Annotated in this window: 22 protein-coding genes, 1 tRNA gene and 1 other RNA gene; 19 read left to right on the top strand and 5 right to left on the bottom strand. The window is 65.9% G+C overall.

Annotation, left to right across the window (positions count from 1 at the left end; all coding sequences use genetic code 11):
* Positions 1-79: 79 nt before the first annotated feature.
* On the top strand, positions 80-1,063 hold the full coding sequence (locus tag AEQU_RS06965) for a hypothetical protein (RefSeq protein ID WP_022740229.1): 984 nt from the start codon (positions 80-82) through the stop codon (positions 1,061-1,063).
* Positions 1,064-1,497: 434 nt separating this feature from the next.
* Here AEQU_RS06965 and AEQU_RS06960 read toward each other — a convergent pair whose 3' ends face one another.
* Positions 1,498-1,992 carry a hypothetical protein gene (locus tag AEQU_RS06960; protein WP_022740228.1) on the bottom strand — a complete coding sequence of 165 codons (495 nt, stop codon included), beginning with the start codon at positions 1,990-1,992 and terminating at the stop codon, positions 1,498-1,500.
* A 458-nt stretch (positions 1,993-2,450) separates the two neighbouring features.
* Here AEQU_RS06960 and AEQU_RS06955 point away from each other — a divergent pair, with 458 nt between their 5' ends.
* Positions 2,451-4,970, top strand: a complete 2,520-nt coding sequence (locus tag AEQU_RS06955; protein ID WP_022740226.1) for a DNA topoisomerase I — start codon at positions 2,451-2,453, stop codon at positions 4,968-4,970.
* 257 nt (positions 4,971-5,227) lie between these two features.
* Here AEQU_RS06955 and AEQU_RS06950 read toward each other — a convergent pair whose 3' ends face one another.
* The gene (locus AEQU_RS06950; RefSeq protein ID WP_022740225.1) at positions 5,228-5,779 is read right to left on the bottom strand and encodes a FumA C-terminus/TtdB family hydratase beta subunit; all 552 of its coding nucleotides are present in this window, start codon (positions 5,777-5,779) and stop codon (positions 5,228-5,230) included.
* A gap of 24 nt (positions 5,780-5,803) precedes the next feature.
* Positions 5,804-6,658 (bottom strand): fumarate hydratase, encoded by an 855-nt coding sequence (locus AEQU_RS06945; RefSeq protein WP_022740224.1) that lies wholly within the window; start codon positions 6,656-6,658, stop codon positions 5,804-5,806.
* Between the two features lie 531 nt (positions 6,659-7,189).
* On the opposite strand from AEQU_RS06945, the gene AEQU_RS06940 reads away from it, so the two are divergent.
* From AEQU_RS06940 to AEQU_RS06900, 9 genes are all read left to right on the top strand, one after another.
* Positions 7,190-8,359, top strand: coding sequence for an NAD(P)-dependent malic enzyme (locus tag AEQU_RS06940; protein ID WP_022740222.1), 1,170 nt, complete (start codon positions 7,190-7,192; stop codon positions 8,357-8,359).
* Between the two features lie 5 nt (positions 8,360-8,364).
* On the top strand, positions 8,365-9,111 hold the full coding sequence (tmk, locus tag AEQU_RS06935; protein ID WP_022740221.1) for a dTMP kinase: 747 nt from the start codon (positions 8,365-8,367) through the stop codon (positions 9,109-9,111).
* On the top strand, positions 9,104-10,261 hold the full coding sequence (locus tag AEQU_RS06930) for a DNA polymerase III subunit (protein ID WP_022740220.1): 1,158 nt from the start codon (positions 9,104-9,106) through the stop codon (positions 10,259-10,261). The genes tmk and AEQU_RS06930 overlap by 8 nt, the downstream gene beginning before the upstream one ends.
* Positions 10,239-11,804: a regulatory iron-sulfur-containing complex subunit RicT gene (locus AEQU_RS06925; protein ID WP_041714587.1), complete on the top strand. Its 1,566-nt coding sequence runs from the start codon at positions 10,239-10,241 to the stop codon at positions 11,802-11,804. Before AEQU_RS06930 ends, AEQU_RS06925 begins: the two co-directional genes overlap by 23 nt.
* 15 nt (positions 11,805-11,819) lie before the next feature.
* On the top strand, positions 11,820-13,274 hold the full coding sequence (locus AEQU_RS06920; RefSeq protein WP_022740218.1) for a nicotinate phosphoribosyltransferase: 1,455 nt from the start codon (positions 11,820-11,822) through the stop codon (positions 13,272-13,274).
* A gap of 12 nt (positions 13,275-13,286) precedes the next feature.
* Positions 13,287-14,213, top strand: a complete 927-nt coding sequence (locus AEQU_RS06915) for a DegV family protein (protein ID WP_022740217.1) — start codon at positions 13,287-13,289, stop codon at positions 14,211-14,213.
* Positions 14,213-15,217, top strand: coding sequence for an NAD(P)-binding domain-containing protein (locus AEQU_RS06910; RefSeq protein WP_022740216.1), 1,005 nt, complete (start codon positions 14,213-14,215; stop codon positions 15,215-15,217). The genes AEQU_RS06915 and AEQU_RS06910 overlap by 1 nt, the downstream gene beginning before the upstream one ends.
* Before the next feature lie 136 nt (positions 15,218-15,353).
* Positions 15,354-16,292, top strand: coding sequence for a radical SAM protein (locus tag AEQU_RS06905; RefSeq protein WP_051353407.1), 939 nt, complete (start codon positions 15,354-15,356; stop codon positions 16,290-16,292).
* A gap of 195 nt (positions 16,293-16,487) precedes the next feature.
* On the top strand, positions 16,488-17,390 hold the full coding sequence (locus tag AEQU_RS06900) for a DegV family protein (protein ID WP_022740214.1): 903 nt from the start codon (positions 16,488-16,490) through the stop codon (positions 17,388-17,390).
* A 51-nt stretch (positions 17,391-17,441) separates the two neighbouring features.
* On the opposite strand, the gene AEQU_RS06895 is transcribed toward AEQU_RS06900, so the two are convergent.
* Together AEQU_RS06895 and AEQU_RS06890 are read right to left on the bottom strand one after the other, a co-directional pair.
* Positions 17,442-18,389, bottom strand: coding sequence for a TIGR03915 family putative DNA repair protein (locus AEQU_RS06895; protein ID WP_022740213.1), 948 nt, complete (start codon positions 18,387-18,389; stop codon positions 17,442-17,444).
* A gap of 9 nt (positions 18,390-18,398) precedes the next feature.
* Positions 18,399-19,916, bottom strand: a complete 1,518-nt coding sequence (locus AEQU_RS06890) for a putative DNA modification/repair radical SAM protein (protein ID WP_022740212.1) — start codon at positions 19,914-19,916, stop codon at positions 18,399-18,401.
* Positions 19,917-20,233: 317 nt separating this feature from the next.
* On the opposite strand from AEQU_RS06890, the gene pyrE reads away from it, so the two are divergent.
* From pyrE to ssrA, 8 genes are all read left to right on the top strand, one after another.
* Positions 20,234-20,917 carry an orotate phosphoribosyltransferase gene (gene pyrE, locus AEQU_RS06885; RefSeq protein WP_022740211.1) on the top strand — a complete coding sequence of 228 codons (684 nt, stop codon included), beginning with the start codon at positions 20,234-20,236 and terminating at the stop codon, positions 20,915-20,917.
* Between the two features lie 100 nt (positions 20,918-21,017).
* Positions 21,018-21,092 (top strand) — tRNA-Thr (locus tag AEQU_RS06880).
* A 371-nt stretch (positions 21,093-21,463) separates the two neighbouring features.
* Complete coding sequence (locus AEQU_RS06875) at positions 21,464-21,760, top strand: hypothetical protein (RefSeq protein WP_022740210.1); 297 nt, start codon at positions 21,464-21,466, stop codon at positions 21,758-21,760.
* Between the two features lies 1 nt (position 21,761).
* The gene (locus tag AEQU_RS06870) at positions 21,762-22,925 is read left to right on the top strand and encodes a M42 family metallopeptidase (RefSeq protein WP_022740209.1); all 1,164 of its coding nucleotides are present in this window, start codon (positions 21,762-21,764) and stop codon (positions 22,923-22,925) included.
* A gap of 5 nt (positions 22,926-22,930) precedes the next feature.
* Entirely contained in the window at positions 22,931-23,398 is a 468-nt protein-coding gene (gene smpB / locus AEQU_RS06865; RefSeq protein ID WP_022740208.1) for an SsrA-binding protein SmpB, read from the top strand.
* Positions 23,399-23,614: 216 nt separating this feature from the next.
* On the top strand, positions 23,615-24,247 hold the full coding sequence (locus AEQU_RS06860; RefSeq protein WP_022740207.1) for a hypothetical protein: 633 nt from the start codon (positions 23,615-23,617) through the stop codon (positions 24,245-24,247).
* A 125-nt stretch (positions 24,248-24,372) separates the two neighbouring features.
* A complete protein-coding gene (gene bsh / locus AEQU_RS06855) occupies positions 24,373-25,326 on the top strand; it encodes a choloylglycine hydrolase (RefSeq protein WP_022740206.1) in 954 nt (317 codons plus the stop codon).
* A gap of 96 nt (positions 25,327-25,422) precedes the next feature.
* Positions 25,423-25,801, top strand: a transfer-messenger RNA (tmRNA) gene (gene ssrA, locus AEQU_RS12130).
* Positions 25,802-26,044: the final 243 nt, after the last annotated feature.

The following is a 26,044-nucleotide window of genomic DNA, read 5'->3' as shown; positions in this document are numbered from 1 at the left end:
TTGGTTAGCTGTCAGCTAATGCGGACGGCAACGGAAAACTGCTAGTCTGGACGCAAGGCAGAGGAAGGAATCAAAGACTATGGGCGGTATTCGTAGCAAATTAGGGAACGTGGCGGATAAGGCTAAGGAGTTGGGCGAGTCGGTGGCGGAGGTGGCTGCAGAGGCTGGCGGCACCGTTGCCGGCAAGGTGGCCGCTGCTGGTGGGACGGTTGCGGAGCGAGCCAAGGAGGGGGCTCGTTTGGCGGCCGATGCGCAGCTAGAAGCTCGGAGACGCAAGTATGCCCCCGTATTCCCCGACGAGTTCTGGAGCCCAGACTATGATCTACCAAATATGGTGATCATTGAAGACGAGGACAAACGTAAGGGCATCGACGTGTGCGAAGGCGCTATCGGGTGGTTGACGAAGGCATCGAACGGGATGGAGATATTCCATCTGTACCATGCTTTTGCCGAGGAAAGCGGACTGGCGTTCCATCCATTTGCCCAGATGGGCGCAGTCTACGTTCGCGACCCATCCGGGCTGGATCGTTTTCTCGACCTTGAAAGCCTGTACCAGGAGATTCAAAAGGAGAAGATGTCCGAGCTTCAGCATGTCGCCTATTGCTTGGGAGCGAAATACTGCAAGCTTGAGATGCGTGAGACGCAAGTATCCGATTCGAAACAAGCTAGGCAAATCAAGGCTTCGGTGAAGAAGACGGCTGTGGCTTCAGAATCAGAGGGCATTTCCGCTGATCGCAGTGAACAAGTTTCAGAAGACAGGTATATGCTCTTCGAGCGTCATTTTTCCGGGAGCGATGAGGTCAGGCGTCCGCCGCTGAACTGGTATCGGAACGACAAGGAGATCAATGGCCTCATCGAAATGCGCTGCTCGGGTGCCTCGAAGAATGCGATACAGGATTATGTGGTGAACATTGACTGCCGGTCATCTGCTACGCTAGCTCAGACTCGTGCCAGCGAGATAGACTCGGCATTGAGGGGGCTGAAGGTGTCGATCGGTACGTCTCTGCAAGAAGAGTGCTACCGCGAAAGCCAGCAAACTATGGTGTTCACCGTTCTGTTCTAAAAGCGAAAGAGAGCTTCTGACGGTTGCAAAAAGATAGTTCTCTGAGGAAGTGGGTCGCTTGTGGGCGGGTGACCCATTTTGATGCGTGCTGTTTTGAGGGGCTTGGGGTGGCGAGTTTTTAGAGATTTTCGACGTGAGGGGCTGGGATGAGAGGAGGTTCGTCGGGGCTACCGTGGCATTTTGCCAGGTCAGGATTATGGGCGGAGACGATTCGGGCCTGATCGGGGTGTTTCTGGGAGGATCGATGTCGCAAACCGGGGAAAACTTGCCAGATTTCGTGAGGTTGGCGAACGCGGTTGGGTTGCTTGGGGCAATCTCAGGTGATGCTCTCCTGATTTCGCGGAGTTGGCGAACGCAGCTGGATTGCTGCGGACGATATCGGGCGGCACTAACCGGGTTCTGCGGTTTTGGCGACCGCGCCCGGCGTTTTCACTCTATCCCAAATAGCTCAGAAACGGCAGGTAAGTCTGGGCAGAATCGGGGACGGCGAGGGTGATGTCTTGGCCCATGGCGGTGACGGTGACGACGGAGGGGTCGTCGTAGGTGGTGATGGTGGCGTCGGTGCCGCTGTAGCTGACGTTGGCCGAGCCGGTCTTCTCGGCGCCCTCGGGCAGGCTCGTCACCTCCCAGCTTTGGACGTCCAGCGCGTCGATGGCGGCGTCCACTTGGGAGGAGGACATGCCCGTGGCCTCGGCGATGCGATCGGCGTTGCCGCGCAGGGCGCTCTCGGCCTTCGATTTCAGGCCCGACACGTCCAGGGCCGCATTGGCCGCGGCGTTCTTGCCGCCCTCGAACAGGCCGGCCAGGGGGTTCTGGAAGTTCTCGAAGGGGCCCTTCATGCCCAGTTGGGGCAGGATGCCGAAAACGGCGATGACGAGGATGAAGGCGGCAATGAGGCCGATGAAGGCTTTGATGATCTTGCTGTCCACGGAATCTCCTCGGGGTGGGTCACGTTGCGCGAAGGCGCCGCCGGGGGTACGTTGATGCTCGGTATTCGCGGGTCGAATGCTGCGATTCGACGGCGTCCGGCATCTATGGTAACCCGCAGGATCCGTCTTCATAAATCGACTACGGGACGCCCATGAAACGGTCATCGACCTTACGGGAACCTTGCGAGGGCGGTTTCGTGCGCGAATGCGGTGCAGGCGAAGGATCTCAGGCGCGGGGCGCGCGAGCGCGAAACGGAGCCGCATGCGGGGACGCGCAGATTTAACGACTTTCTCGCACGGCTTCGCGGCAAATCGTGTATCCTAGGCCCCACGCATTCGCGCGGCCCCAGGGCGGCGCGGCTGCTCAGACAAAACCCCGCGCACGTAAAAATCTCAAGGTGGGGTAAATCGTGCGAACGTGAGGGCCGCATCATGCGGCCGAGAAGGAGGATGGTTCCGTGAAACTGGTCGTTACGGAGAAGAACGACGCGGCGGTGAAGATCGCCGATCTTCTGGGCGCTTCCAAGCCCAAAGCCGACAAGGTGTTCAACACGCCGGTCTACCGGTTCGAAGTCGAAGGGGAGGAGTGGGTGACCATCGGCCTGCGCGGCCACATCCTGGAGCCCGATTTCACCCCGAGCCTTACCTACAAGAAGCGCGGCGGCTGGGAGGGCGTCACCGCTGAGGGCGAGATGCTGCCCGCTGTCGTGCCGGACAGCCTTGCCAAGCCCCCCTTCAAAAAGAAGAAGCCCTTCACCGCCGACGGCGTGGAGCTCAAGGGGTGGAAGATGGAGGCGCTGCCGTATCTCATCTACGCGCCCATCGAGAAGCTGCCCAAGGAGAAGGACATCATCCGCTCTCTGAAGAACCTGGCGAAGAAGGCCGACTCCATCGTCATCGCCACCGACTTCGACCGCGAGGGCGAGCTCATCGGCTCGGATGCGCTGTCGTGCTGCCGCGAGGTGAACGCCACGGCGCCGGTGTCGCGGGCGCGCTACTCCGCCTTCACGAAGCCGGAGATCACCCACGCCTTCGCCAACCTCGTGCCCATGGACGACGACCTGGCCGCCGCCGGCGGGTCGCGCCGCGACATCGACCTCATCTGGGGCGCGGTGCTCACGCGCTACCTCACGCTGGTGAAGTTCGCCGGCTACGGCAACGTGCGCTCCTCCGGGCGCGTGCAGACGCCGACGCTGGCCATCATCGTCGAGCGCGAGCGCGAGCGCATGGCGTTTGTGCCCGAGGACTACTGGGTCATCCGCGGCGCCTTTGACGGCGCTGCTGCGACCGGCCCTACCGGCGGCGACGGCCCCGAGGCCTTCGAGGCGCCCCACGCCACGGCCCGCTTCAAGGCCGAGGCCGAGGCTGCGGCCGCCATGGCCCGCGTGGAAGGCGCCGTGAGCGCGCGGGTGGCCTCGGTGGAGAAGAAGCGCCGCAAGGTTCCGGCGCCGGTGCCCTTCAACACCACCTCGCTCATGGCCGCCGCCTCCGCCGAGGGCATCAGCCCCGCCCGCTGCATGCGCATCGCCGAGAGCCTGTACATGGACGGCTACATCTCCTACCCCCGCGTGGACAACACGGTGTACCCGGACTCGCTGGATCTGGCCGAGGTGGTGAACGCCATCGCGGCGAACCCCGCCTACGGTCCCTACTGCAAGCAGCTGCTGTCCGCCGGCCCCTTGAAGGCCACCCGTGGCAAGACCGAGACCACCGACCACCCGCCCATCTACCCCACGGCGGCCGCCACGCCCGACGACCTGTCCGCCGCCGACTACAAGCTGTACAACCTCATCGCCCGCCGCTTCTTGGCGACCCTTTCGGGCCCGGCCACGGTGGAGGGCACGAAGGTGACGCTCGACGTGGCCGGCGAGCCCTTTGTGGCCAAGGGCGACGTGCTGGCCGAGCCGGGCTTCCGCGCCATCTACCCCTACGGGTTGAAGAAGGACGAGCAGCTGCCGGCGCTCTCCGAGGGCTCCACCATCGCCTTCAACGGCGCCACCTGTACGAAGAAGCAGACCGAACCGCCGGCGCGCTATTCCCAGGGCAAGCTCGTGCAGGAAATGGAGAAGCTGGGCCTCGGCACGAAATCGACCCGCGCCTCCATCATCGAGCGCCTCTACCAGGTGAAGTACGTGCAGAACGACCCTATCGAGCCCTCGCAGCTGGGTATCGCCGTCATCGACGCGCTGGACAAGTTCGCACCGCACATCACCCACGCGGAAATGACCGCCGAACTGGAGCGCTCCATGGACCGCATCGCCGAGGGAGAGCAGACGAAGGCCGAGGTGGTGGAGACCTCGCGCAACCTGCTCGCCCAGGAGCTGGCGAACCTCATGCCCCATTCCGAGGAGGTGGCCGACGCGCTTTCCGACGCCGTGGCCGCCGACGCCTACGTGGGGCCGTGTCCGAAGTGCGGCAAGGATCTGCAACTGAAGGCGAGCCACAAGACCAAGTCGATGTTCATCGGGTGCGCCGGCTGGCCCGACTGCGACGTGACCTATCCGCTTCCCAAGGGCAAGATCGAGGCCGTGCCCGAGAAGTGCCCCACCTGCGGCATGCCCCAGGTGAAGGTGACCGCCTTCCGCAGCAAGCCCCGGGTGCAGTGCATCGACCCCGCCTGCGCTTCAAACCAGGAACCGGAGGTCGTAGTGGGCAAGTGCCCCGTGTGCGCGGAGCGCGGCCTCGACAAGAACCTCATCGCCCGGCGCAACCCGCGTACGCTGAAGCGCTCCATCACCTGCGAGAACTTCGATGAGTGCGCCACGCGCTACCCGCTGCCCCAGTACGGCGACATCGTCCCCACTGAGGAGGTGTGCGAGCACTGCGGCGCGCCCATGGTGGTCATCAAGACGGCCCGCGGGCCCTGGAAGCTGTGCCCGAACTTCGACTGCCCGGGCAAGGAGGAGGAAGAGAAGGCGAAGGCCGAGAAGAAGAGCGGCCGCTCCAAGGGTGGCCGGAAAGCGGCCTCCAAGAAGTAACCTGCCGGGGGAAGCGCTCGGAGGGTGCGCATCGCCGCCCGCTGAGCGCTTTATCCCGCTGCGAACGCCGTTAAAGGAAATAGCGGAAGGAACGCACATAAGACAGCCTCATCCCAGCGCGCTTGCTGCTGACGTGGGGCTATTTCTTTAACTAACGGCGTTCTCTGCGGGGCGCTCAGAGGTCGGTGATGCGCACCCTCCGAGCGCTTCTCGCATGGTTGGTTTGATTTAAGTCGAGCAGTGCTGAATTGTCGAGCTTATTGGGCGGCGGCTTCTATCTTGCGGTAGAGGTCGCCGCCTTTGGTGTCGACGGCGACGTAGACGGGGAAGTCCTTCAGGGTGAGCTTGCGCAGAGCCTCGGTACCGAGGTCTTCCCAGCCGACAAGTTCGCTTTCGGTGACGGATTTCGCCAGCAATGCGGCGATGCCGCCCACGGTGCAGAGGTAGACGCTGCCGGTTTCCTGGCAGGAGCGCACGACTTCGGGGCTGCGCTTGCCCTTGCCGATGGCGGCGACGATGCCGGCCTCGAAGAGCGCCGGCGTGGCGAAGTCCATGCGGCTGGCGGTGGTGGGGCCGACCGAGCCCAAGGGGCGCCCGGCCGCCGCGGGGGTGGGGCCGGCGTAGAAGAGGGTGGCACCTTCCAGATCGAAGGGGAGGTGGCCGGTGTCTTCCAAGCATTGCAGGGCGCGCTCGTGGCCGGCGTCGCGCATGGTGTAGACGGGGCCCGAGAGCAGCACCTCGTCGCCGACCTGGAGGTCGGCGAGGTCCGCGCGGGTCAGCGGCAAGGTGAGGGAGACGGTTTTCGCCATGGGGAGTCCTTTCGGGGTGGTACGCTAAACGAGCTTGACGGACGCACTGCGCATGGCGCAGCAGCCCATGTTCACGGCAACGGGCAGGGCGGCGATGTGGCAGGGGGCCGTCTCCAGGTGCACGGCCAGGGCCGTGGGCGTGCCCCCCAGGGCCGCAGGACCGATGCCGAGCGAGTTCACCTCCGCCAGCAGCTCTTCTTCAAAGGCCGCCGCCTCGGCGCTTGCGGCCGGGCCGCCCACCTCGCGCAGAAGGGCGTGCTTGGCGAGTCCCGCCACCTTGTCGAAGGTGGCGCCTACGCCCAGCCCGATGACGAGCGGCGGGCAGGCGTTGGCCGCCTTCTCGCGCACGCAGTCGAGCACCACTTTCCGCACGCCGTTAGCACCGGCGCCCGGGGGCAGCATGACCACGCGAGAGGCGTTGTCGGAGCCGCCGCCCTTCAGCAGCACGTGCAGGGTGGCGCTGGTGCCTGGCACGAGTTTCAGCTCGCAGAAGGCGGGCGTGTTGTCGCCGGTGTTGGCGCGGTCGAACAGCGCGTCGCGCACAAGGGACATGCGCAGGCGGCCGTCCGTGTAGGCGCGGGCCACCGCGTCGTTTACGCGGCTGAAGATGTTGCCGGGCACGCTGAGCTTTTCGCCGACTTCCAAACACACCCACACGCTGCCGGTGTCCTGGCAGATGGGCACGCCGTCGGTCACGCCGATGCGGGCGTTTTCCAGGATGCGGTCGAGCACGCCCGCTTCCCGGCTCTCCGGCACCGCCTCCTCGCGCGCCGCTTCCACGGCTCTTTGGAAGTCGGGCCGCAACGTGACGGCGCACTGGCGAATGGCGTCGTAAACCGCCTCGCCCACCGTCTCGGCGTTAAGGCGTTCGATAACCAATGGCTGTCGGGGGCACCTTTCGTGGGACACGTTTTCGCCAGTAGGCATTTCGCCTATGGCCATCGTTTCGGGGGTCTCTTCGTTCACGGACGCCTCCATCCAATAGTCGGGCCTGTTTGGAGTAAGAATTTCGAGTTGTTAGAGTTTCCTTGGAGGATATTCTCAGATTTTCCGGGTAATTAGGTCGTTTTCTTCCCAATATAGCTCAAAGCGGAGGTCGCCAAGTGGGCGAAAGTCTAACAAGTCGAATTTTTTGCCCAAATGCGGCCTTGGGATTGGTTGGAAAGGTTTTGCGGATGCGAGAGGTGAGAGGTTGGTGTTGGGGGGGGGCACAAGGGTGGGGGGCGAAGCGCGCGCGACTGGTGGGATGCGACAGGGAAGGGCGCGATACACAAGTCTGGCTTAGGGGTCGAAACTTGTGCGGCGGGTGGAACTTGTGCGCAGGGGAGGGGCGAGCGGGGGTACGCGGGCGGGGAGGGGGTACAATAGACAGGTTTACACGGGAGAAATCGTTCTAAGGACTTGGAACCTATGGATATCGCAGCGGAATCGCTCGCCAAGCACGCCGAGTGGCGCGGCAAGCTCGCCTTCGATCCGAAGATGGACATCGCCACGCGCCACGATCTGGCCGTGGCCTACACCCCCGGGGTCGCCGAGCCCTGCAAGGTCATCGCCGAGAACCCCGAGGCGGCCTACGACTATACGCTGAAGGCGAACACGGTGGCCGTCGTCTCCGACGGCAGCGCTGTTCTGGGGCTGGGCAACATCGGCCCTGCCGCCGCCATGCCGGTCATGGAGGGCAAGGCAGCCCTGTTCAAGGCCTTTGGCGGCGTGGACGCGTTCCCCATCTGCCTGGATACCCAGGACACCGACGAGATCATCGAGACGGTCATCCGCATTGCCCCGGCCTTCGGCGGTATCAACCTGGAGGACATCGCCGCCCCCCGCTGCTTCGAGATCGAGGCGCGGCTGAACGACGCGCTGGACATCCCGGTCTTCCACGACGACCAGCACGGCACAGCCATCGTGGTGCTCTCGGGCATCATCAACGCGCTGCGCCTTGTGGGCAAGGACAAAGCGTCGGTGCGCGTGGTCGTCAACGGCGCGGGCTCGGCGGGCATCGCCATCGCCAAGCTGCTTCTGTCCTACGGCTTCGCGCACGTGACCATGTGCGACATCCGCGGCATCTTGAGCTCCTCCTACGAGGGGATGAATCCGGCCCAGGAGGCCATGCTGGCCGTCACGAACCTGGAGGACAAATCCGGCACGCTCGCCGACGCCATGGAAGGCGCCGACATCGTCATCGGGGTTTCGGCTCCCGGCGTCATCACGCCCGACATGGTCGCCTCCATGGCCGACGACGCCATCGTGTTCGCCATGGCCAACCCCACCCCCGAGATCTTCCCCGATAAGGCCCGCGCCGCCGGGGCGCGCGTGGTGGGCACCGGACGGTCGGACTTCCCGAACCAGGTGAACAACGTCATCGCCTTCCCCGGCATCTTCAAGGGGGCGCTGCAGGCCCGGGCCGAGCGCATCACCGAGCCCATGAAGCTGGCTGCCGCCGAGGCATTGGCGGCGCTCGTCTCCGACGAGGAGCTCTCCGAGGAGTTCATCATGCCCGACCCCTTCGACCCGCGCGTGGCCGACGCCGTGGCCGACGCCGTGCGCGCGTGCGCCGCCGCCGAGCGGGAAGGGGTCTAGCAGCTGTGGCAGCACCCGCGAACACGGGCGTCTTCGTCACCTTCGAGGGGGGCGACGGCGCCGGCAAGTCGACGCAGATGCGCTTCCTTGCCCGGCTTTTGGAAGATGCCGGGCGCGAGGTGGTGCGCCTGCGCGAGCCCGGCGGCACCGCCGTGGGGGAGGCCCTGCGCGCCGTCGTGCTCGACCCCGCCCACGAGGCCATGAGCGATCGCGCCGAGCTGCTCATCTACGAGGCGGCCCGGGCCCAGATCGTCGACGAGGTCATCCGCCCGGCGCTCGGGCGCGGGGCGGTGGTTCTGTGCGACAGGTTTTACGACTCCACCGTGGCCTACCAGGGCTGCGGGCGGGGGCTCGACGGCGCCTTCATCGACGCGGCGAACCGGTTCGCCTGCGACGGGGTGGTGCCGGATGCCACGGTGCTTTTGGTGGCCCCCGCCTCGGCCGTGCGCTCGCGCATGGGGCGCCGCGAGGGGGCCGACCGCCTGGAGCTGGCCGGCGACGCCTTCCACAGCCGGGTGGCCGTGGGCTTCGAGCAGATCGCCGAGGCCGACCCGGCCCGGGTGAGGACGGTGCTCTCGCGGGTGCACCGCGCCGACACGTTCCGCGCCGTGCTGGAGGCGGTGTCTCCCGTGCTACCGGAGGCCGCCGCGGCGCTGGCCGGCGGGGCGGATCTGGATGCCCTCGTCTCACGGGAGATGGCGGCCAAGCGCGCCGAGAAGGAAGCGAAGGCGAAGGAGGGCGCCCGTGGCTGACGCCTTCGAGAACATTCTGGGACAGCCCAAGGTGCGCGAGTTTCTGCGCGCCTCGGTGGTCTCGGAGCGGGTGACCCAGGCCTATCTGTTCGTGGGGCCGGCCGGCTCCAACAAGACCCAGGCCGCCTATGCGCTCGCCCAGGCGCTCATGTGCCCGAAGGGGCCCCGCGGGCCGCGGGGCGGTTCCTGCGGCGCCTGCGACCGCTGCGGGCGCATTCTGCGGCGCAAGCATCCCGACGTGCGCTATTTCGCCCCGGCCGGCGCGAACGGGTATCTGGTGGAACAGGTGCGCGAGATCGTGGCCGACACGGCGCTCTCTCCCATTCAGGCCGACAAGAAGATCTACATTCTGGATCGCGTGGATCAGCTGGGCGCGAGCGCCGCCAACGCGTTCTTAAAGACGCTGGAGGAGCCGGCCGACGACGTGGTGATGATCCTTCTGGGTCGCACCCGCGAGTCGGTGCTGCCCACCATCGTCTCCCGATGCCAGGTGGTGCCCTTCCGCCACATTCCCGCCTCGGAGGCCGCGGGCATCGTGGCCCAGAACACCGGCGCCGATCCCGCCCAGGCGCGCCAGGCCATCGAGGCCTGCGGCGGCTCCATCACCTCGGCCGTGGCGTTTCTGCGGGCGCCGGGAAGCGAGCGCCTCGCCTTCCGGACGCGGCTCTTCTCCGATTTGGCCATGCTTCAGCGCGCCGACGACTGGGATGTGGTGGAGATGGCCCGCGCGCTCGTGGAGGCGTCGAAGGCGCCGCTCGACGAGGTGCGCGCCTCCCAAGAGGCGGAGCTTGCCGAGAACGCCGACTTTCTCGCGAAATCGGCCATTCGCCAGATAGAGGCGCGCAACAAGCGCCAGCTGTCGGCGAAGACCTCCGAGTATCTGCGCCAGACGACGGCCATGGTTCGCTCGTGGCTGCGCGACGGGCTCATGGTGGCCTGCGGGACGCCGGAGCTGGTCATCAACACCGATGTGCGCGATTCGCTGGTCGCGCTGTTCTCCGGCGCCGATGCGGCGGTCATCGCCGCAGCTTGCTCCAAGGTGGACGAGTGCGAGCGGGCGCTGGCCTATAATGTATCCCCAGAAACGTGCTTGGACACGTTGCTGTTCGACGTAAGAGAGGTTGTTCATGGTTCGGGTCGCACCGATTAACTTGACCTTCAACCCCCGGACGCTATGGTTCGATCCGGGCGATTTGGATATAGAGAAGGACATGCCCGTGGTGGTGCGCACCGCCCGGGGCACCGAGTTCGGCATCGCCGCGAGCGAGGTCATCGAGGTGTCCGAGGAGCAGGTGCGCGCGCTGAAGAGTGCCCTGCGCCCCGTGGAGCGCATCGCGACCGAGGAGGACATCGAGCAGGCGGCCGAGATGGAGCGCGCTTCCGCCGAGGCCCTGCCGGTGTTCAAGGAGATGGCCCGGGAGTACCACGAGGACATGCACCCGGTGTCCGTGGAATTTCTGCTCGACGGCGACAAGGCCGTCTTCTACTTCGAGGCCGAGGAGCGCATCGACTTCCGCGAGCTGGTACGCAAGCTGGCGGCCCGCTTCCACGTGCGCATCGACATGCGTCAGATCGGCGTGCGCGACGAGGCCCGCATGGTGGGCGGCATCGGGCACTGCGGCCAGGAGCTGTGCTGCAAGCGGCTCGGCGGCGAGTTCTGCCCCGTGTCCATTCGCATGGCCAAGGAGCAGGGGCTCTCGCTGAACCCCCAGAAGATCTCGGGGCTGTGCGGGCGCCTCATGTGCTGTCTGCGCTACGAGTTCGACGCCTACAAGGACTTCAAGGGCCGCGCTCCCAAGCTGAACGCCACGGTGCAGACGCCGGCCGGGCCTGCCAAGGTGGTCGATCACGACGTGCCGCGGGAGATCGTGTCGCTGAAGGTGGAGGGGGAAAAGCCCGTGAAGGTGCCCCTGTCCGACTTCGATCCGGCGCCCGAGGGTGCTACGCGGCCCAATGCCGTGGGGGAGGAGGCTTGGGAAGAGGCGACGAGCGATCGCGGGCTCATCGGCGGCGAGGCGCTCATCTTCTCGACGAGCCAGTTCACCGGGGCCGACAAGCTGGCCGAGGGCGCCAAGGTGCGCCATACCGGCGGATCGCGCAAAGGATCGGGCGAGGCGGGGCGCTCGCGCCGCAGCGGCTCCGAGGGCCGCGGGCGTGGCAGCTCGCGCTCGGCGGGGGCTCAGGCGGCGTCTCCGGCCCCGGCCGCCCCGCCCCGCAAGCGCCGCCGCTCCACGAAGCTGTCGGCGGCCGACGACGGGCGCGGTTTGGAGCGCGTGTCCACCTCCCGCGAGGAGGGCGCGCGCGGCGAGGGAGCCGCATCGCCGAAGCCGCGCCGTCAGCGCTCCGGGACGGCCTCGCGGCCCAAGGACGGGGCGCGACCCAAGGACGGCGGGCGCAACCAGAGCGGCCAGGGCGGCCAGGGGAAAGCGCAAAGGGCCAAGGGCTCCCAGGGCCGCTCTCGCTCCGGCCAGGGCGACGGCAAGCCCAAGGGCGCCTCGCCGCGGCCGGGCCAGAAATCCTCGGGGCTGCGGGCCGAGCAGGGTAGTGCGTCCCGGGGCGAGGGCGCCAAGGCGGACGGGGGCGCTTCCAAGCCCCGGCGCCGGCGCCGCTCCCGCAAGCCCAAGGCCGACGGCGGCGCGGGCGCGGGCTCGGGCTCGGGCCAGCAGCCCGGCGGCAACGGCACCGGAAACTAGGGAGGCACCTCACTCATGAACGTGGACTACGCCCTGCTCACCGATCTGTACCAGATCACCATGGCCCAGGGCTACTGGGACGCCGAGAAAGCGGGCGAGGAGGCCTGCTTCACCATGTACTTCCGCGACTACCCCTTCAAGGGGGGCTACGCGGTGGCCTGCGGCATGGCCCAGCTGGCCGACCTGGTGGAGACGTTCCGCTTCAGCGAGGAGGACATCGCCTATCTGGCCTCGCTGGACGCCCCGGCCGGCGGCCCCTTGTTCGATCCGGCCTTCTTGGAGTATCTGCGCGATCTGCGCCTGTCGGTGGATATCGACGCGGTGCCCGAGGGCACGATCGTGTTCCCCCACGAGCCGCTCGTGCGGGTCACCGGCCCCATCATGCAGTGCCAGCTCATCGAGACGGCGCTGTTGAACATGGTGAACTTCCAAACGCTCATCGCCACCAAGGCCGCCCGTGTGTGCCGCGCCGCCAAGGGGCGCCCCGTGGCGGAGTTCGGCCTGCGCCGGGCCCAGGGCCTAGGCGGCGTGTGGGCATCGCGCGCGGCGGTGGTGGGCGGCTGCGCCTCAACCTCGAACGTGCTGGCCGGCAAGCTCTTCAACATCCCGGTCTCGGGCACTCACGCCCATTCTTGGGTCATGTCCTTCGATGACGAGCTTACCGCCTTCCGCGAGTACGCCCGCATCTTCCCGAACAACTGCATCCTTCTGGTGGATACCTACGATGTGGAGCAGGGCATCAGGAACGCCATCACCGTGGGCCTGGAAATGCGCGAGCGCGGCGAGCGCCTGGCCGGCATCCGCATCGACTCGGGCGACCTGTCGTGGCTCTCGAAGATGGCCCGGCGCATGCTGGATGAGGCGGGGCTTACCGATTGCGGCATCGTGCTCTCGAACGATCTGGACGAGTACACCATCCAGTCGATGCTGGAGGAGGGGGCCGACGTCATGTCCTTCGGCGTGGGCACGAAGCTGGCGAGCGCCTATGACCAGCCGACTCTGGGCGGCGTCTACAAGCTGGCCGCGGTTCGCGCGGGCGAGGACGCCCCTTGGACGGCGCGGCTGAAGATCTCCGAGTCGGCCGCCAAGCTCACCACCCCGGGCGTGCTCGACGTGCGGCGGTACTACCAGTCCGACGGCCGCATTGCTGGCGACATGGTCTTCGATGTGAACGAGACGCCGGATGCGCGGGAGGTCATCGTGGACCCCATGGACGATTTGCGCCAGAAGAACCTCTCGGGCCTGCGCTTCGAGACACTGCTGCGTCCTTTGGCCCGTGCCGGCAAGGTGGTGCTCGCGCCGGAGGACCGCAGCGCCATGGCCGCCCGCGCCCGCGCTTGTGTTGGTTTGGAAACCCTTGACGAAACTCAGTTGCGTATGCTGAACCCCCACACCTATCCTGTTGGTCTGGAGCTGGGCCTCAACGAGCGCCGCCGGGCGCTGGTGGCCGAGCTGCGACATATTTTATAGAGAGGACGCTCTATGGCGAAATGCCACCTGATCATCGATTCCTGCTGCGATCTGCCCGCCTCGGTGGTGCGGCGCCCAGGCGTCACGCTCATGAAGTTCCCCTACACCGTCGACGGGGGCACCTTCGAGGACGACCTGTTCGAGTCCGTGTCGGCCGAGGCCTTCTACGGGGCCATGCGCAAGGGCGCCGAGCCCTCGACGGCCCAGGTGACGCTGCAGACGCTCACCGACACGTTCACGGCGGCGGGCGAGGAGGGGACGCCGGCGGTGTACCTGGCGTTCTCCAGCGGGCTGTCCGCCTCTTTCGACGCCGCCTGCGTCGTGCGCGACCAGGTTCTCGCCGAGTACCCGGACTTCGAGCTGCACATCGTGGACACCCATTTGGCCAGCGTGGCCGAGGGGCTGCTCGTCTACGAGGCGCTGGTGCAGCACGAGAAGGGCATGTCGGCCGCCGAGCTGGCCGCTTGGGCCGAGGAGGCCCGCTGCTTCGTGAACGAGGAGTTCATGGTGGACGACCTGGAGGCCCTGCGCCGCGGCGGCCGCATTCCCGCCTCGGTTGCCGTGGCCGGTGCCGCCCTGGATGTAAAGCCGCTGCTCGTCATTGCCGAGGACGGGACGCTGTCGTTGGTCGGCGTGGCCCGGGGGCGCAAGAAGGGCATCAGGCAGCTGGCGGAGTACTACAAGAAGAACGTCGACGACGCCGGTCAGGCCCATGTCGCCATTGTGGGCCACGCCGACTGCCCCAAAGATGCCGCGCGTTTGAAGGAGGCCCTGGAAAAGGAGGCGCCCGGGCTTTTGTGTCTGGTGTGCAACATCGGGCCGGTCATCGGGTCTCATGTGGGCGCCGATATGCTGGCCGTGGTGTTCTGGGGCCATGACAAGCGCGAGAACCTGTCCGTGGCCGATCGCATCGCCCGCAAGGTGAAGGGAGACAAGTAATGGCGAAGTCGTACGCCTACGTGGGAGCCCCGTCGTTCATCGGGGCCGTGGAGGGGCGCCTGGCCGACGCCGGCTTCTCCCGAGTGTCCGATGTCGCCTCGGCGGATATCGTGGTGACGTTCGCCACCTCCGGCTCGGCGCTGGAGGACTTGTACTTCGGCGACGGGGGGCTCGTCACGACGGCGGCTCCGGGATCCACGCTGGTGGACTTGTCGGCCGCCACGCCGAACTTCGCCCGTGAGATCAACGCCGTGGCGACGGTGAACGATCTGGTCATGGTAGAGGCGCCGGCGACGGTGCGCTCGCTGGTGGCCGCCGATGCCTTCGCCCGCGAGAACCTTCTGGGGCCGGTGGCCACCGAAGCCGAGCTGACCGATGAGGTTCGCCGGCTTCTGGACGCCATCTTCGGGGAAGTGGTGGAAGTGGGGGCACCGGGCCGCGCGCAGCTTCTGCGCAACACCCACACGCTGCCCTTGGCCGCCAATCTGGTGAGCGCCATCGAGGCCGTGGCCTTGGACGATGCCTCGGCCCGCTCGGTGGGGGCGCTGGACGCCGACCAGATTCCGCTGTTCAGCCCCGTCTCCGCCGATCCCGTGGTGCAGGCCGTGCGCCAGCAGCGCTACACCGGCGACTACACGGCCGAGATGCTTCTGGCCGAGCTGTCTGCGGCGCTCATGGCCGCCGACGACGCTGAGGTGATCCTGCCCGGTGTGGAGGCGACCATGCACCTGCTGGAGCTTCTGGTGGTCATCGGGGGAGCCGATATGGCGCCGGCGGCGTTGTCTCTGGTGTACCAGGACGAGGCGGCCGGGGCCCGGGCCGGGCTCGACTGGACCCGCGCCGAAGTGGCCTATGGGCACCCTGCCTCCGAGGAGGACGAGGACTGGAGCGCCTACGACGACGAGGACGGCTGCGGCCACGACCACTTCCGCGAGGATCACGACTACGACGACTATGACGACTTCGCCCCATATAACGACGACTTCGATTACAGCTCCAATTAGCTGTGACTCGCCAGGGCCGGGGCTGCGGGATACCTTGATTCGCTCAGACAGTCCTCGCTCGGCGGAAATGCCCACCGGGCATTTCCGTTCGCTGCGGAACTCGCTCGGTCAAGGCATCCCGCATCCCCTCTATACGTTGCCGTCGTCGTGCGAGCTGTGTCCCCGGAGGTGCGGGGCCGATCGGGCGGCGGGGGAGCGCGGGGTTTGCGGAGCTGCGGGCGAGGTGCTCGTGGCCCGGGCGGCGCTGCACTTCTGGGAGGAGCCGCCGATCTCCGGCGAGGACGGCAGCGGCACCATCTTCTTCTCCGGCTGCCCTCTGCGCTGCGTCTACTGTCAGAACGCCTCTATCGCCCTGGGCGAGGCGGCCCGGGCGATCACCGTCGAGCGCCTTGCCGTCATTATGGGCGAGCTTGAGCGCGCCGGGGCGCTGAACATCAACTGCGTGACGCCGACGCACTTCGCGCCGCAGATCCGCGAGGCGGTTGCCCTGGCCCGCGAGCAGGGCGTGGTGCTCCCGGTGCTGTGGAACACAGGCGGCTACGAGACCGTGGAGGCAGTGCGCGACAACGTTGGCTTCGTGGACGCCTACCTCACCGATTTCAAATACGCCGATGCGGAGCTTGCGGCTCGCTATTCCCATGCTGCCGACTACCCCGAGGTGGCCCTGGCGGCCTTGGAGGCGATGGTTGGGGCGACGGGCGCCCCGCGCTACGATGGGTTTCGCGGTCAGGAGCGCCTTATCTCCGGCGTGGTCGTTCGCCATCTCATGCTGCCCGGGGCCTTGGAGAACTCCAAGGCCGTGGTGCGGCTTCTTCACGAGCGCTTCGGAGCCGACATCCGCCTGTCGCTCATGAACCAGTACACGCCGGTGATCGCCCGGGCCGCTGATGCGGGTGATGCGCGGGCCGCCGCGGCTCTGGTCGCGAGCCCCGAGCTGGCGTGCGCCGTGCCCGATTCCGAGTACGAGGAGCTGCTGGATTTCGCTGACGCGCTGGGAGTGGAGGACTACTTCTGGCAAGAAGGGGGAGCCGCCGAGGAGAGCTTCATTCCCGCCTTCGACTTCACGGGCGTGTAGCGCCTAGCTGTCAGCGGCATGCGAAAGTATTAGCCGACTTTTGGCTCAACGGTCGCATGAACTTCTCCTCTGCGCGCGTTTTCGACTGCGCACATGGTGTACGATAGCAGAAATGCCCCATTGCGGCCGCAGCGTCGCGATACGCCGTCGCGTGCGGCGCGGATGCCTTCGGGCGCCTCGCTGAAAGGAGAAGTCGTGGTCAAGATCGTCACCGATTCGGTCGCCTCTATCCCCGCCGAGGTGGTGCGGGCGCGCGATATCGAAGTCGTCTCGCTGTTCGTGAATCGGGATGGTCGTGAGTACCGCGAGGCCGACATGGACGTCGATGCGTTCTACGAGGATATCGCCGACATGATCGACAATCCGCCTACGTCGAGCCAGCCCTCGCAGCATGCGATGGAGACGATTTTCGAAAAGGCGGCGCAGGCGGCCGATGAGGTGCTCGGGGTTTTCATCTCGTCGAAGATGTCCGGAACGTTCGAGGGGGCGGTGCGCAGCGCTCGGGCCTGCAAGGAGCGCTACAAGCAGTTCCGCTGCACACTGATCGACTCGACGTCGAACTGCGGCGACGAGATGTTCGCGGTGCTCGATGCATGCGATGCGCGCGACGCGGGCGGCGATCTGACGCGGTGCGCGCAGGCGGCGATTGATTCGGTCGTCTCGTCGCGGTTCATCTTCGCGCCGGAGAGCCTTGCTTTTTTGAAGGCGGGCGGTCGCATTGGAGGTGCGTCGGCGTTGCTCGGCGGTCTGCTGCAAATCTCCCCCGTGCTCACGGTGGCCGATTGGGAGACGGCTACGTTGGCGAAAGTGCGCACGTGGAAGAAGACGCTGGCGCGCATGGTCGATATCTTCAAGGAGGATATCGATGCGTGCGGACTCAAGCGCGTGGTGGTGCACTACATCGGATCGGCGGCCCCCGCCATCAAATGGGCGCGCGAGGCTATCGAGCCGGTGGTGGGACACGCGGTGGAGGTGCTGCCCGTCAGTCCGGTCATCGGCGTGCACGTGGGGCCGGCCGTGGGGATTTCCTACGAGTGCGAGCGTCCCGTGCCCGGCAAGCTGACCGCCCCGACCAGCGAGCTGGTATTCAGCTTGTAGGGCTGTCGTCGCACCGGCGGGGATGTTTGCGCGGCCGCGGCTCACCCGCGCTCAGCGTAGCGCGGTGCGCAGGGCGGCAGGGCTTTCCTGCAGCTCGGTGAGGTTCTTCCAGAAGCGCTTGGGCATGAACTGCCGGCGCAGCTCCGGGTGGTAGCGGGCGTCGATGGAGACGCTTTTGTAGAAGGTGCGCCAGGCCTCGCTCATGAGGGCCTCGTCGGCGGTGCGGTCGGGCAGCGCCCGTTCCAAGTCGCCGGCGCCCTCGGTGTTCACCAGCTGCCAGTCGCCGCCGTCGTAGACGCCGGCGAGATGGTGCACCTCGTCGTAGATGATGAAGGGCTGCACGCCGAGCCGTTCCACGAAATGATCCATGATGAGCGGCACCACCGACGCCTTCGGGTTCACGCGGGCGAACCACACATCGGCTCCTTCGCCGGCGAGGTGCTGGAAGCGCACGAACTGGCGCATATGCTCGCATTCCTGACCGACCGAGCGCGAAATGCGGAAGAGCCGCTCTACTGCTGGGTGGGTGATGTCCGAGAAGGCGCGACCCCGCTGCTTGGGGCACGGCCCCATGCCGCCGCGGCCTGCGCAGGAGGCGCGCTTGCGGCAGTGCTCGCATGCGCGATGCTTCTGCTCGTCGATGGCATAGCGCACGAAGCGGTAGACCGCCGTGCCCGCATCCGGCTCGTCCGAGCAAGCGGCGCGGGTCACCGCCAGGGCTGCCGCGCGGCCGCACTGGCGGCGCAGGGTGCTCATGACGCGCAGGGCCCGGTCCTGGTCGGTGGGGATGAGCGCCACGCGCTGGCCGAGACGGGGCTGCAGGCGCTCTTCCGGCGCGACATCGGTGGGACGCTCGCGGCGCTCGTAGGCGGCGAAGACGGCCGAGAGCAGCCCTTCCAGGGAGCCGTCGTAGGCGTAGGCCACCTCGTCGTAGATGTCGGGAGGAGGGGAGGGCGTCGCAGGGGCGCCCTCCGCGTATGCGTTCGGGATATGCTTCATGGCGCCCACCTAGGCCACCGAGAGCAGCGGGCTGTCGAGCGTTTTGCGGCCGTCGGCGATCGAGCGCTCTGCGACTGATGCCGGCTCGGTTGCGGCTGCTTGCCGCCCGGTCGCCGTCCCGGCCGCCTCAAGGGCCCGGCGCTGGGCGGCGAAGGCGACCTCGCGGGCGGTTGCCGCATCGGGGCTCGCCTCGGGCAGTACGGGCGGTGCCTCCACGGTTTCGAAGAGGCTCATCTGGCCAGCTGGGGCGCGGTCGGCGCGGCGCCCATGGCGACCGCCGTCGATAGGGGCCGAAAGCCGCGCGTGCAGGGCCTCGCGGGAAAAATCGACTCCCGATCCGCCCCAGGCGCCGTTCATGGTGATGAAGTAGCGGGCCCGCTTGTAGGCGATGCCGAGCTTTCTCAGCTCCGCCTCGCCGAGGGTGGACTGCCGTCGTGCCCGACAGATGAGCTTCGCCCCGCGCACGCCGATGCCGGGCACGCGCAGAAGGGCCTCCAAAGGCGCGCTGTTCACCTCCACGGGAAAGAAGTCCAGGTGGTTCAGAGCCCAGTTCGCCTTCGGATCGACATCGGGGGCGAGGAAGGGGTTCTCCTCGTCGATGATCTCGCTCACGTTGAAGCCGTAGAAGCGCAAGAGCCAGTCGGCCTGGTAGAGGCGGTGCTCGCGGTTCAGCTGCACGGCGTCGGTGGCGGGCAGGAGCGGATCGGGCACGACGGGGAGGTAGGCGCTGAAGAACACGCGCTTCAGCGACAGGTGGGTGTACAGGGCCGCCGACAGGTTCAGGATCTGGTAGTCGCTTTCCGGGGTGGCTCCGACGATCATCTGGGTGGACTGGCCCGCCGGCGCGAAGGCCCGTGCCTTCCGGGCGTTCTTCTTCGTCAGGTATACCGTAGTGCGCTTCTTCGCCAGCGAGCGCGATTCCGCATCGTCGGCGATGGAGTCGCAGATATGCCGCATGGGGGCCAGGATGGACGCACGCGACTTGTTGGGGGCCAAAAGCCCCAGGCTCTGCCGGCTCGGCAGCTCCAGATTCACCGAGAGACGGTCGGACAGGCGCCCCAGCTCGTCGATGAGCTCCACCGAGGTGCCGGGGATGGCCTTGGTGTGGATGTAGCCGCGAAAGCCGTACTCCTCCCGCAGGATGCGCAGGGCCTCGATCATGAGTTCGGTGGTGCGATCGGGGCATCCGGCGACGCCCGAGGAGAGGAACAACCCCTCGATGTAGTTGCGACGGTAGAAGCCGATGGTGAGGTCGGCCAACTCGCGAGGCGTAAATGCGGCTCGGGGTGCCTCGGCGTTGCTCGCGCGGTTCACGCAGTAGCAGCAATCGTAGACGCAGACGTTGGTCATGAGCACCTTGAGCAGCGTGACGCAGCGCCCGTCCGGCGTGAACGAATGGCAGCATCCCGCCTGGGTGGCCGCGCCCAGCTGCCCGGCCTTGCCCGCGCGCTGAACCCCGGAGGAGGTGCAAGCCACGTCGTACTTCGCCGCATCGGCCAGAATCTCCAGCTTCTCGATGACGTTCACCGCGCAACCCCTTCCAACCGCCAGACATCTTCCCGCCGCTAACACCAAACGAGCACACTTGTTCGCCCGAATGAATGTACGCTATACTACTCGAATAGATGTTCGCGTGTCAATAGAATTGGGAGGTTAAGGGGGATGGTAGCGTGATGCCGAACGGTATTCTCCTTGCCCAAGATCATTTTACCGGTGTCAGTAAAATGATTGCGTGCCTTTCTCTCCAAAGGATTTCGTCGGCTCTGCGGAAACGGGTGGGGGAATCGGGTATCATGTTCGGCGCAGGAAAGACGAGGGAACTCCTCACGGATGAAAGGGCGGCTATGGAGGCTTACAAGCGCGAGTTCATCGAGTTCATGGTGGAAAGCGACGTGCTGAAGTTCGGGGATTTCACGCTGAAGAGCGGGCGCAAGTCGCCGTTCTTCATGAATGCGGGCGCCTATGTGACCGGCGAGCAGCTGCATCGGCTGGGTCTGTACTACGCCCAGGCCATCAACGACAATTTCGGGCTGGACTTCGATGTGGTGTTCGGGCCAGCCTACAAGGGCATCCCCCTGGCGGTGGTGACGGCCATGGCGCTTCAGGAGCTGTACGGCAAGGAGGTAAAGTACTGCTGCAACCGCAAGGAAGTGAAGGACCACGGGGCCGACGCGGGCAACCTGCTCGGCGCGGAGCTTCACGACGGCGACAAGGTCATCATGGTGGAGGACGTCACCACTTCGGGCAAGTCCATCGACGAGACCTACCCCATCTTGAAGGCCGCTGCCGATGTGGATGTGCGCGGGCTCATCGTGTCGCTCAACCGCATGGAGGTGGGGAAGGGCGGCGTCACCACGGCCCAGAAGGAGATCGAGGCGAAGTACGGCTTCCCGGTGGCCTCCATCGTGTCCATGGCCGAGGTGAAGGAGTGCCTGCACAACCACGAGGTGGCCGGACGCATCGTGATCGACGACGATATCGCGGCCGCCATCGACTCCTACTACGAGCAGTGGGGCGCCAAGGAGTAGGGAATCTGCGGTTGCAACTTCCCTAAATCGGAGCGTTGTCGTACAATGGGCCGACGCGGAACGGCATCGATGGGGAGGGTCGGCCGTTCACGCGCTCGTCGCCGGTGTGGCTCAACGGTAGAGCAACTGATTTGTAATCAGTGGGTTGCGGGTTCGATTCCTGTCACCGGCTCCATGTTTTACCAGGTCAGAGGTTTATAGCCTCTGGCCTTTTCTCTTTTTTGGACACTGAAGATACTGTTTGGTGTCCAACGGTGCCCAGGCTGGTGGCCGGTCGTCTCCAGATGTTTTTCCGATTCTGCCTTCGAAATGCCACTTTGGCCTAGAAATGGTTGATGGACAAGAGACGGTTTGTACATTTCGGGGCTGAAATGGCAGAAAAGTGCCAGTTGAAGATAGAAATGTACAAGACGTGGAAAATGGGGCGCACATTTCGGGGTCGAAGTGGCATTTACCTGGCAGAATCTGGCGTCCGGGCCATCCACGAAGTTCGTGCGCTCTGCTATCATGGCTCGGGAACGTTTGAGAAAGGAAGCGCGCGAGTTTATGGCAACGTACATCGCCCATTACCAGTCGCCGAAGGGCTCCTACGAGAGAGAGCGCGGGCTGTTCGAGTTCGAGAGCGACGCACGGGCCGGCACCAAGGCAAACGCCCACGATGCGCGCATGAAGATGCTGGAGCTGTTCGGCGCGAGCGCGGTATCGTGGACCATCGAGAAGGTGGAGCGCGCCGGCGCCGCTCCCGCCGAGAAGCGGGAGAAGACCACCGACGGCCAGCTGGCGCTGGACTTCCGCCCTCCCAAGCCCGAGCGCAAGCGCAAGCATTCGAAAGGATATTGGTGATATGAAGAAGAAGCACCTGAAATTTCTGAAGCAGCTGGTGGAGACTCCCTCGCCGACGGGCTTCGAGGAACCGGCGGCGTCTCTCGTGCGCGAGAGGCTCGCCGATGTGGCCGACGAAGTGGCCACCGACACCATGGGCTCGGTGCGCGCGGTACTCGAGGGCCGCGACGCCGGTGCGCCCTCGCTCATGCTGGCGGCCCATATGGACGAGATCGGCCTCATGGTCACCTACATCTCCGACGAGGGCTTCCTCTCCGTGGCCTCTTTGGGCGGCGTGGACGCGGCCATCCTGCCCGGCATGCGGGTCGACGTGCACACCGCTTCCGGTACCCTCCGCGGCATCGTGGGCCGCAAGCCCATCCACCTCATCGAGCCGGACGAGCGCAAGACGGTGACGCCGCTCTCCTCCCTCGTTATCGATTTGGGCATGAAGCCCAAGCGCGTGAAGAAGCTTGTGCGGGTGGGCGACCCCATCACGTTCGGCGTCGGATTCGAGCGGTTCGGCGACGACATGGCCGTCTCGAAGTGCTTCGATGACAAGTGCGGCGTGTGGATCGCCTGTCGCGTCATGGAGAAGCTGGCCCGCGCCGGCCGCGCCCCGGGCGACTTCATCGCCGTAGCCACCACTCAGGAGGAGATCGGCACCCGCGGCGCCATGACAAGCGCCCATGCCGTGAATCCGGACGTGGCGCTCGCCTTCGACGTCACCCACGCCACGGACTACCCGGGCATCGACAAAACGAAGTACGGAAAGATCGTCTGCGGGGCGGGCCCGGTTATCGCGCGGGGGCCGAACATCAACCCCGTGGTGTTCGAGCGCCTCGTGGCCGCTGCCGAGGCGGAGGGCATTCCGTACCAGCTGGAGGCCGAGCCGTCGGTCACCGGCACCGACGCTCGGGCCATTCAGGTGACGCGCGGGGGCATTCCCACGGGCCTCATCTCCGTGCCGCTGCGCTACATGCACACTCCCACCGAGGTCATCTGCCTGCGCGATTTGGAGGCCACGGTACGCCTCATCGCCCGCTTCGCACAAGACCTCGCCCCCGACACGAGCTTCGTGCCGGGGCTGGGCGGCGCGGTGACCGAGAATGCGGAAGGGAAGGCCGCCGGCGCCGATGCCGATGCCGATGCGCCCGACGCTTCCGCTGCACCCGAGGAGGCGTGAGGGCCGTGCCGAAGCGCGAGGAGAAGACCATCGCGAAGAACCGCCGGGCCTTCCACGACTACGAGATCTTGGAGACCTACGAGGCCGGCATCGAGCTGACGGGCACCGAGGTGCGCTCGCTGCGAGAGAACAACTGCCAGCTCACCGATTGCTTCGCCCTCATTCGGAACGGCGAGGTGTGGCTCAACAACGTGCACATCTCGCCGTACTCCAACGGCAGCATCTTCAACCCCGACCCCGACCGGCGCCGGAAGCTCCTGCTGCACAAGAAGCAGATTCGCTACCTGGACGCGAAGGTGGCCGAGAAGGGCCTGGCCATCGTGCCCTTGAAGATGTACTTCAACGAGGACGGCCGGGTGAAGGTGGAGCTGGCGCTGGCCCGGGGCAAGAAGCTCTACGACAAGCGCGCCTCCATGAAGGAGCGCGACACCAAGCGCGAGATCGACCGCGCGCTGAAGGAGCGCGTTCGCTAGGCCGGGGTCTGCGGGGCTGCGCCGCGCGCCGGCGTCCGGTTGCGCCACCGCCTTCGCTCGGCGTCCGCGGGCTGCAGGACCGGCGTCGCGCCTTGGCACGTTCACGCTCGGTCAACGAAACGGCGCGGGAGGGCCACGGCGCGGGAAGTCGTGGCATCATAGGTTCGGCGGGCGAGGTCGCCCGCGCACGTACATCACGAGGTTAGGAGTCTGGCAATGGGTCTTGACGAAGAGCTTGAGAGCATGGAAGAGGTCGGCGAGACCGATGCCGAGTGGACCGACCAGGAAACAGAGCTGGAAGACGCCGAGGACGACGAGGACGCCCTCTTCGACGCCGATGAGGAGGATGCCGCCGAAAGCGACTTGGAGCACGCCTACGACAGCTTCATGACCGACAACGAGGCCGACTACGACGGCTGGGATCCCGACGAGGTGCCCGAGGCCATCCAGGCCGAGGAGGACGCCGACATCCTGCACTCGGAGGGCTATCACATCGAGGAGGAGCCCGAAGAGGAGAGCGAAGTCATCGAGATGGAGATCGAGGACGGCGATGTCTATGCGGTGATCGTCGACGAGCACGACAACGAGATCGGCTTCATCTTGCTCGACGAGGACGGCAACGAGCAGGAGTACTACTACGTCGACGAGGACAACGACGGCGACGGCGTGCGCGTGGAGCGCACCTCGGACGGCGATGAGTTCGACCTCGGCATCAGCCGCGAGGGCGTGGCCGCCGCCACCAGGGACGTGAACGCCATCTACAAGGACGGCGTTCAGGTGGCCGCCGAGCTGAAGAGCACCTTCGACGAGATCTCCGATTCGCTGAGTTTCCTCAAGAAGAAAAAGTAACGGCGACAAGGCGCTGTCGAAACGACAACGGAGACGGCCCGCATCGGCGAACGTCGGTCGTCGGGGCCTACTATGAATGGGAGCGATCGGTTGGGTCGCTCCCATTTCGTCGTTAGGAGATCATTATGTGCACGGGCGTTCGTTTTGCCGATGCAGCCGGCAACTTGTATTTCGGCCGCAACCTCGATTGGTGCGAGAGCTACGGCGAGGGCGTGGTCATCACCCCGCGAGGGGCGTCTATCCCCACGCAGTTCCTTGGTTCGCTGAGTCCCGAGCATGCCTGCGTGGGCATGGGCATCGTCGTGGGCGGCGTGCCGTGCTACTTCGATTGCGCCAACGAGGCGGGACTCGCCATCGCCGGCCTTAACTTCCCCGGCTATGCCCAGTTCGCCGAAGCTCCCGAAAAGGGAGCGGTGAACGTGGCGGCCTACGAGTTCCCTCTGTGGGTGGCGGCGAGCTTCTCCACGGTGGCCGAGGTGCGCAAGGCGCTTAAGGACGTTGTCATCGTGGCCAAGGCGCCCAGCGAGGGCTATGGCGTGGCCCAGCTGCACTGGCTGGTAGGCGATGGGAAGGAGTCCATCGTCATTGAATGCCAAGCCGACGGCATGCACGTGTACGACGACGGGCTGGACGTGCTGACCAACCAGCCGCCCTTCCCCTGGCATACCGAGAATGTGCGCAACTATATGCACATCGAGACCGCGCATCCCGAGCCGGTTGCGTGGACGCGCGACACCCTGCGCGCGTTCGGCAGCGGCGCGGGCATGATCGGGTTCCCGGGCGGCTACGATCCGGCCAGCCGCTTCGTGCGGGCCGCCTTCCTGAATGCGCATTATCCCGCAGAAGAGGGGGAGGCCGCCAATGTGACGCGCCTGTTCCGCACGCTTGAGGGCGCGTCCATGTGCAAGGGCGGCGCGCAGATGGCCGACGGTCGCTTCGAGTACACGATGTTCTCCGACGGCTACTCGGCGGCCACCAAGACCTATTACTGGTGCACCTACGACGAGCCGGCGCGCCAGAGCGTGTGCTTGGACGATTACGACCTGAACGGCGACGAGCTCATCCGCGTGGCGGCCTAGCGCCGCGGCGGCTCGGGCGTGTCGGGCTGACGGGGCCGATGGTGCGGCTCTTGACAGGAGCGGCGTGCCCGCTAGAATAAATCGACAACCCTTAAAGGGGGCGACTGGTTTCGACATGGTAAGTTCGAAACGAGGAGCAGGCCGTGGTCTCCTCGCCACGCTAAACAGGGGTACCGTCAAGTTAATTGGCAAAAACACTTCTAAGACCGGCTACTACATGCCGGCCGCCATGGCTGCCTAACAGCAGTTCTGGTGATCACCGACCCCGGTGCTTCCCCGAACCGGGCAAGGTGTCATTTGAGGGGAATGCCCTGCGGCACGTAGTCGGTATGGCCGCGGGAAAGACTGAACCGACTAGGAGCGGCCACGTTGGTCTGCGAACCGATCCGCTCCGAAGCCCGATCGCTGACTAAGCCTGTAGCGCCTTGTGGACAATTTAGTATGGACCGGAGTTCGATTCTCCGCGCCTCCACCAAGCTTTTCGCGGCCGCTCTTCGGGGCGGCCGCTTTTCTCTCCTCGCGTGGCTTATTCCTTACGAAAACGGTCATGTTCTGGGGAAACAGGCTGAAAATCCTTTAAGTTCTGTGGGGGAGTCGTGGGGAATGGCGTGCAGGGTGGCGCGCGGGGCGCGGTCTGTGGGAAAGTAGCGCCGAACGACGTATCCGCCGGCGGCCGCGGGCTCCTTGGCTTATAATGGGCCTAAGGCGCATCCGCCGA

The organism is Adlercreutzia equolifaciens DSM 19450 (assembly GCF_000478885.1).
In the GTDB taxonomy this organism is placed as follows: Bacteria; Actinomycetota; Coriobacteriia; order Coriobacteriales; family Eggerthellaceae; genus Adlercreutzia; species Adlercreutzia equolifaciens.
Note: the sequence above shows the minus strand (reverse complement) of the source record. Positions and strands in the feature narration are given on the sequence as shown.

What these genes read in the sequence shown, in the direction of transcription:
- AEQU_RS06965 (WP_022740229.1), top strand. Translation starts at nt 80, where the DNA reads ATGGGCGGTATTCGTAGCAAATTAGGGAACGTGGCGGATAAGGCTAAG.
- AEQU_RS06950 (WP_022740225.1), bottom strand. Translation starts at nt 5,779, where the DNA reads ATGGCGAAAACCGTCTCCCTCACCTTGCCGCTGACCCGCGCGGACCTC.
- AEQU_RS06940 (WP_022740222.1), top strand. Translation starts at nt 7,190, where the DNA reads ATGGATATCGCAGCGGAATCGCTCGCCAAGCACGCCGAGTGGCGCGGC.
- AEQU_RS06925 (WP_041714587.1), top strand. Translation starts at nt 10,239, where the DNA reads ATGGTTCGGGTCGCACCGATTAACTTGACCTTCAACCCCCGGACGCTA.
- AEQU_RS06920 (WP_022740218.1), top strand. Translation starts at nt 11,820, where the DNA reads ATGAACGTGGACTACGCCCTGCTCACCGATCTGTACCAGATCACCATG.
- AEQU_RS06915 (WP_022740217.1), top strand. Translation starts at nt 13,287, where the DNA reads ATGGCGAAATGCCACCTGATCATCGATTCCTGCTGCGATCTGCCCGCC.
- AEQU_RS06910 (WP_022740216.1), top strand. Translation starts at nt 14,213, where the DNA reads ATGGCGAAGTCGTACGCCTACGTGGGAGCCCCGTCGTTCATCGGGGCC.
- AEQU_RS06895 (WP_022740213.1), bottom strand. Translation starts at nt 18,389, where the DNA reads ATGAAGCATATCCCGAACGCATACGCGGAGGGCGCCCCTGCGACGCCC.
- pyrE (WP_022740211.1), top strand. Translation starts at nt 20,234, where the DNA reads ATGGAGGCTTACAAGCGCGAGTTCATCGAGTTCATGGTGGAAAGCGAC.
- AEQU_RS06875 (WP_022740210.1), top strand. Translation starts at nt 21,464, where the DNA reads ATGGCAACGTACATCGCCCATTACCAGTCGCCGAAGGGCTCCTACGAG.
- AEQU_RS06870 (WP_022740209.1), top strand. Translation starts at nt 21,762, where the DNA reads ATGAAGAAGAAGCACCTGAAATTTCTGAAGCAGCTGGTGGAGACTCCC.
- AEQU_RS06860 (WP_022740207.1), top strand. Translation starts at nt 23,615, where the DNA reads ATGGGTCTTGACGAAGAGCTTGAGAGCATGGAAGAGGTCGGCGAGACC.
- bsh (WP_022740206.1), top strand. Translation starts at nt 24,373, where the DNA reads ATGTGCACGGGCGTTCGTTTTGCCGATGCAGCCGGCAACTTGTATTTC.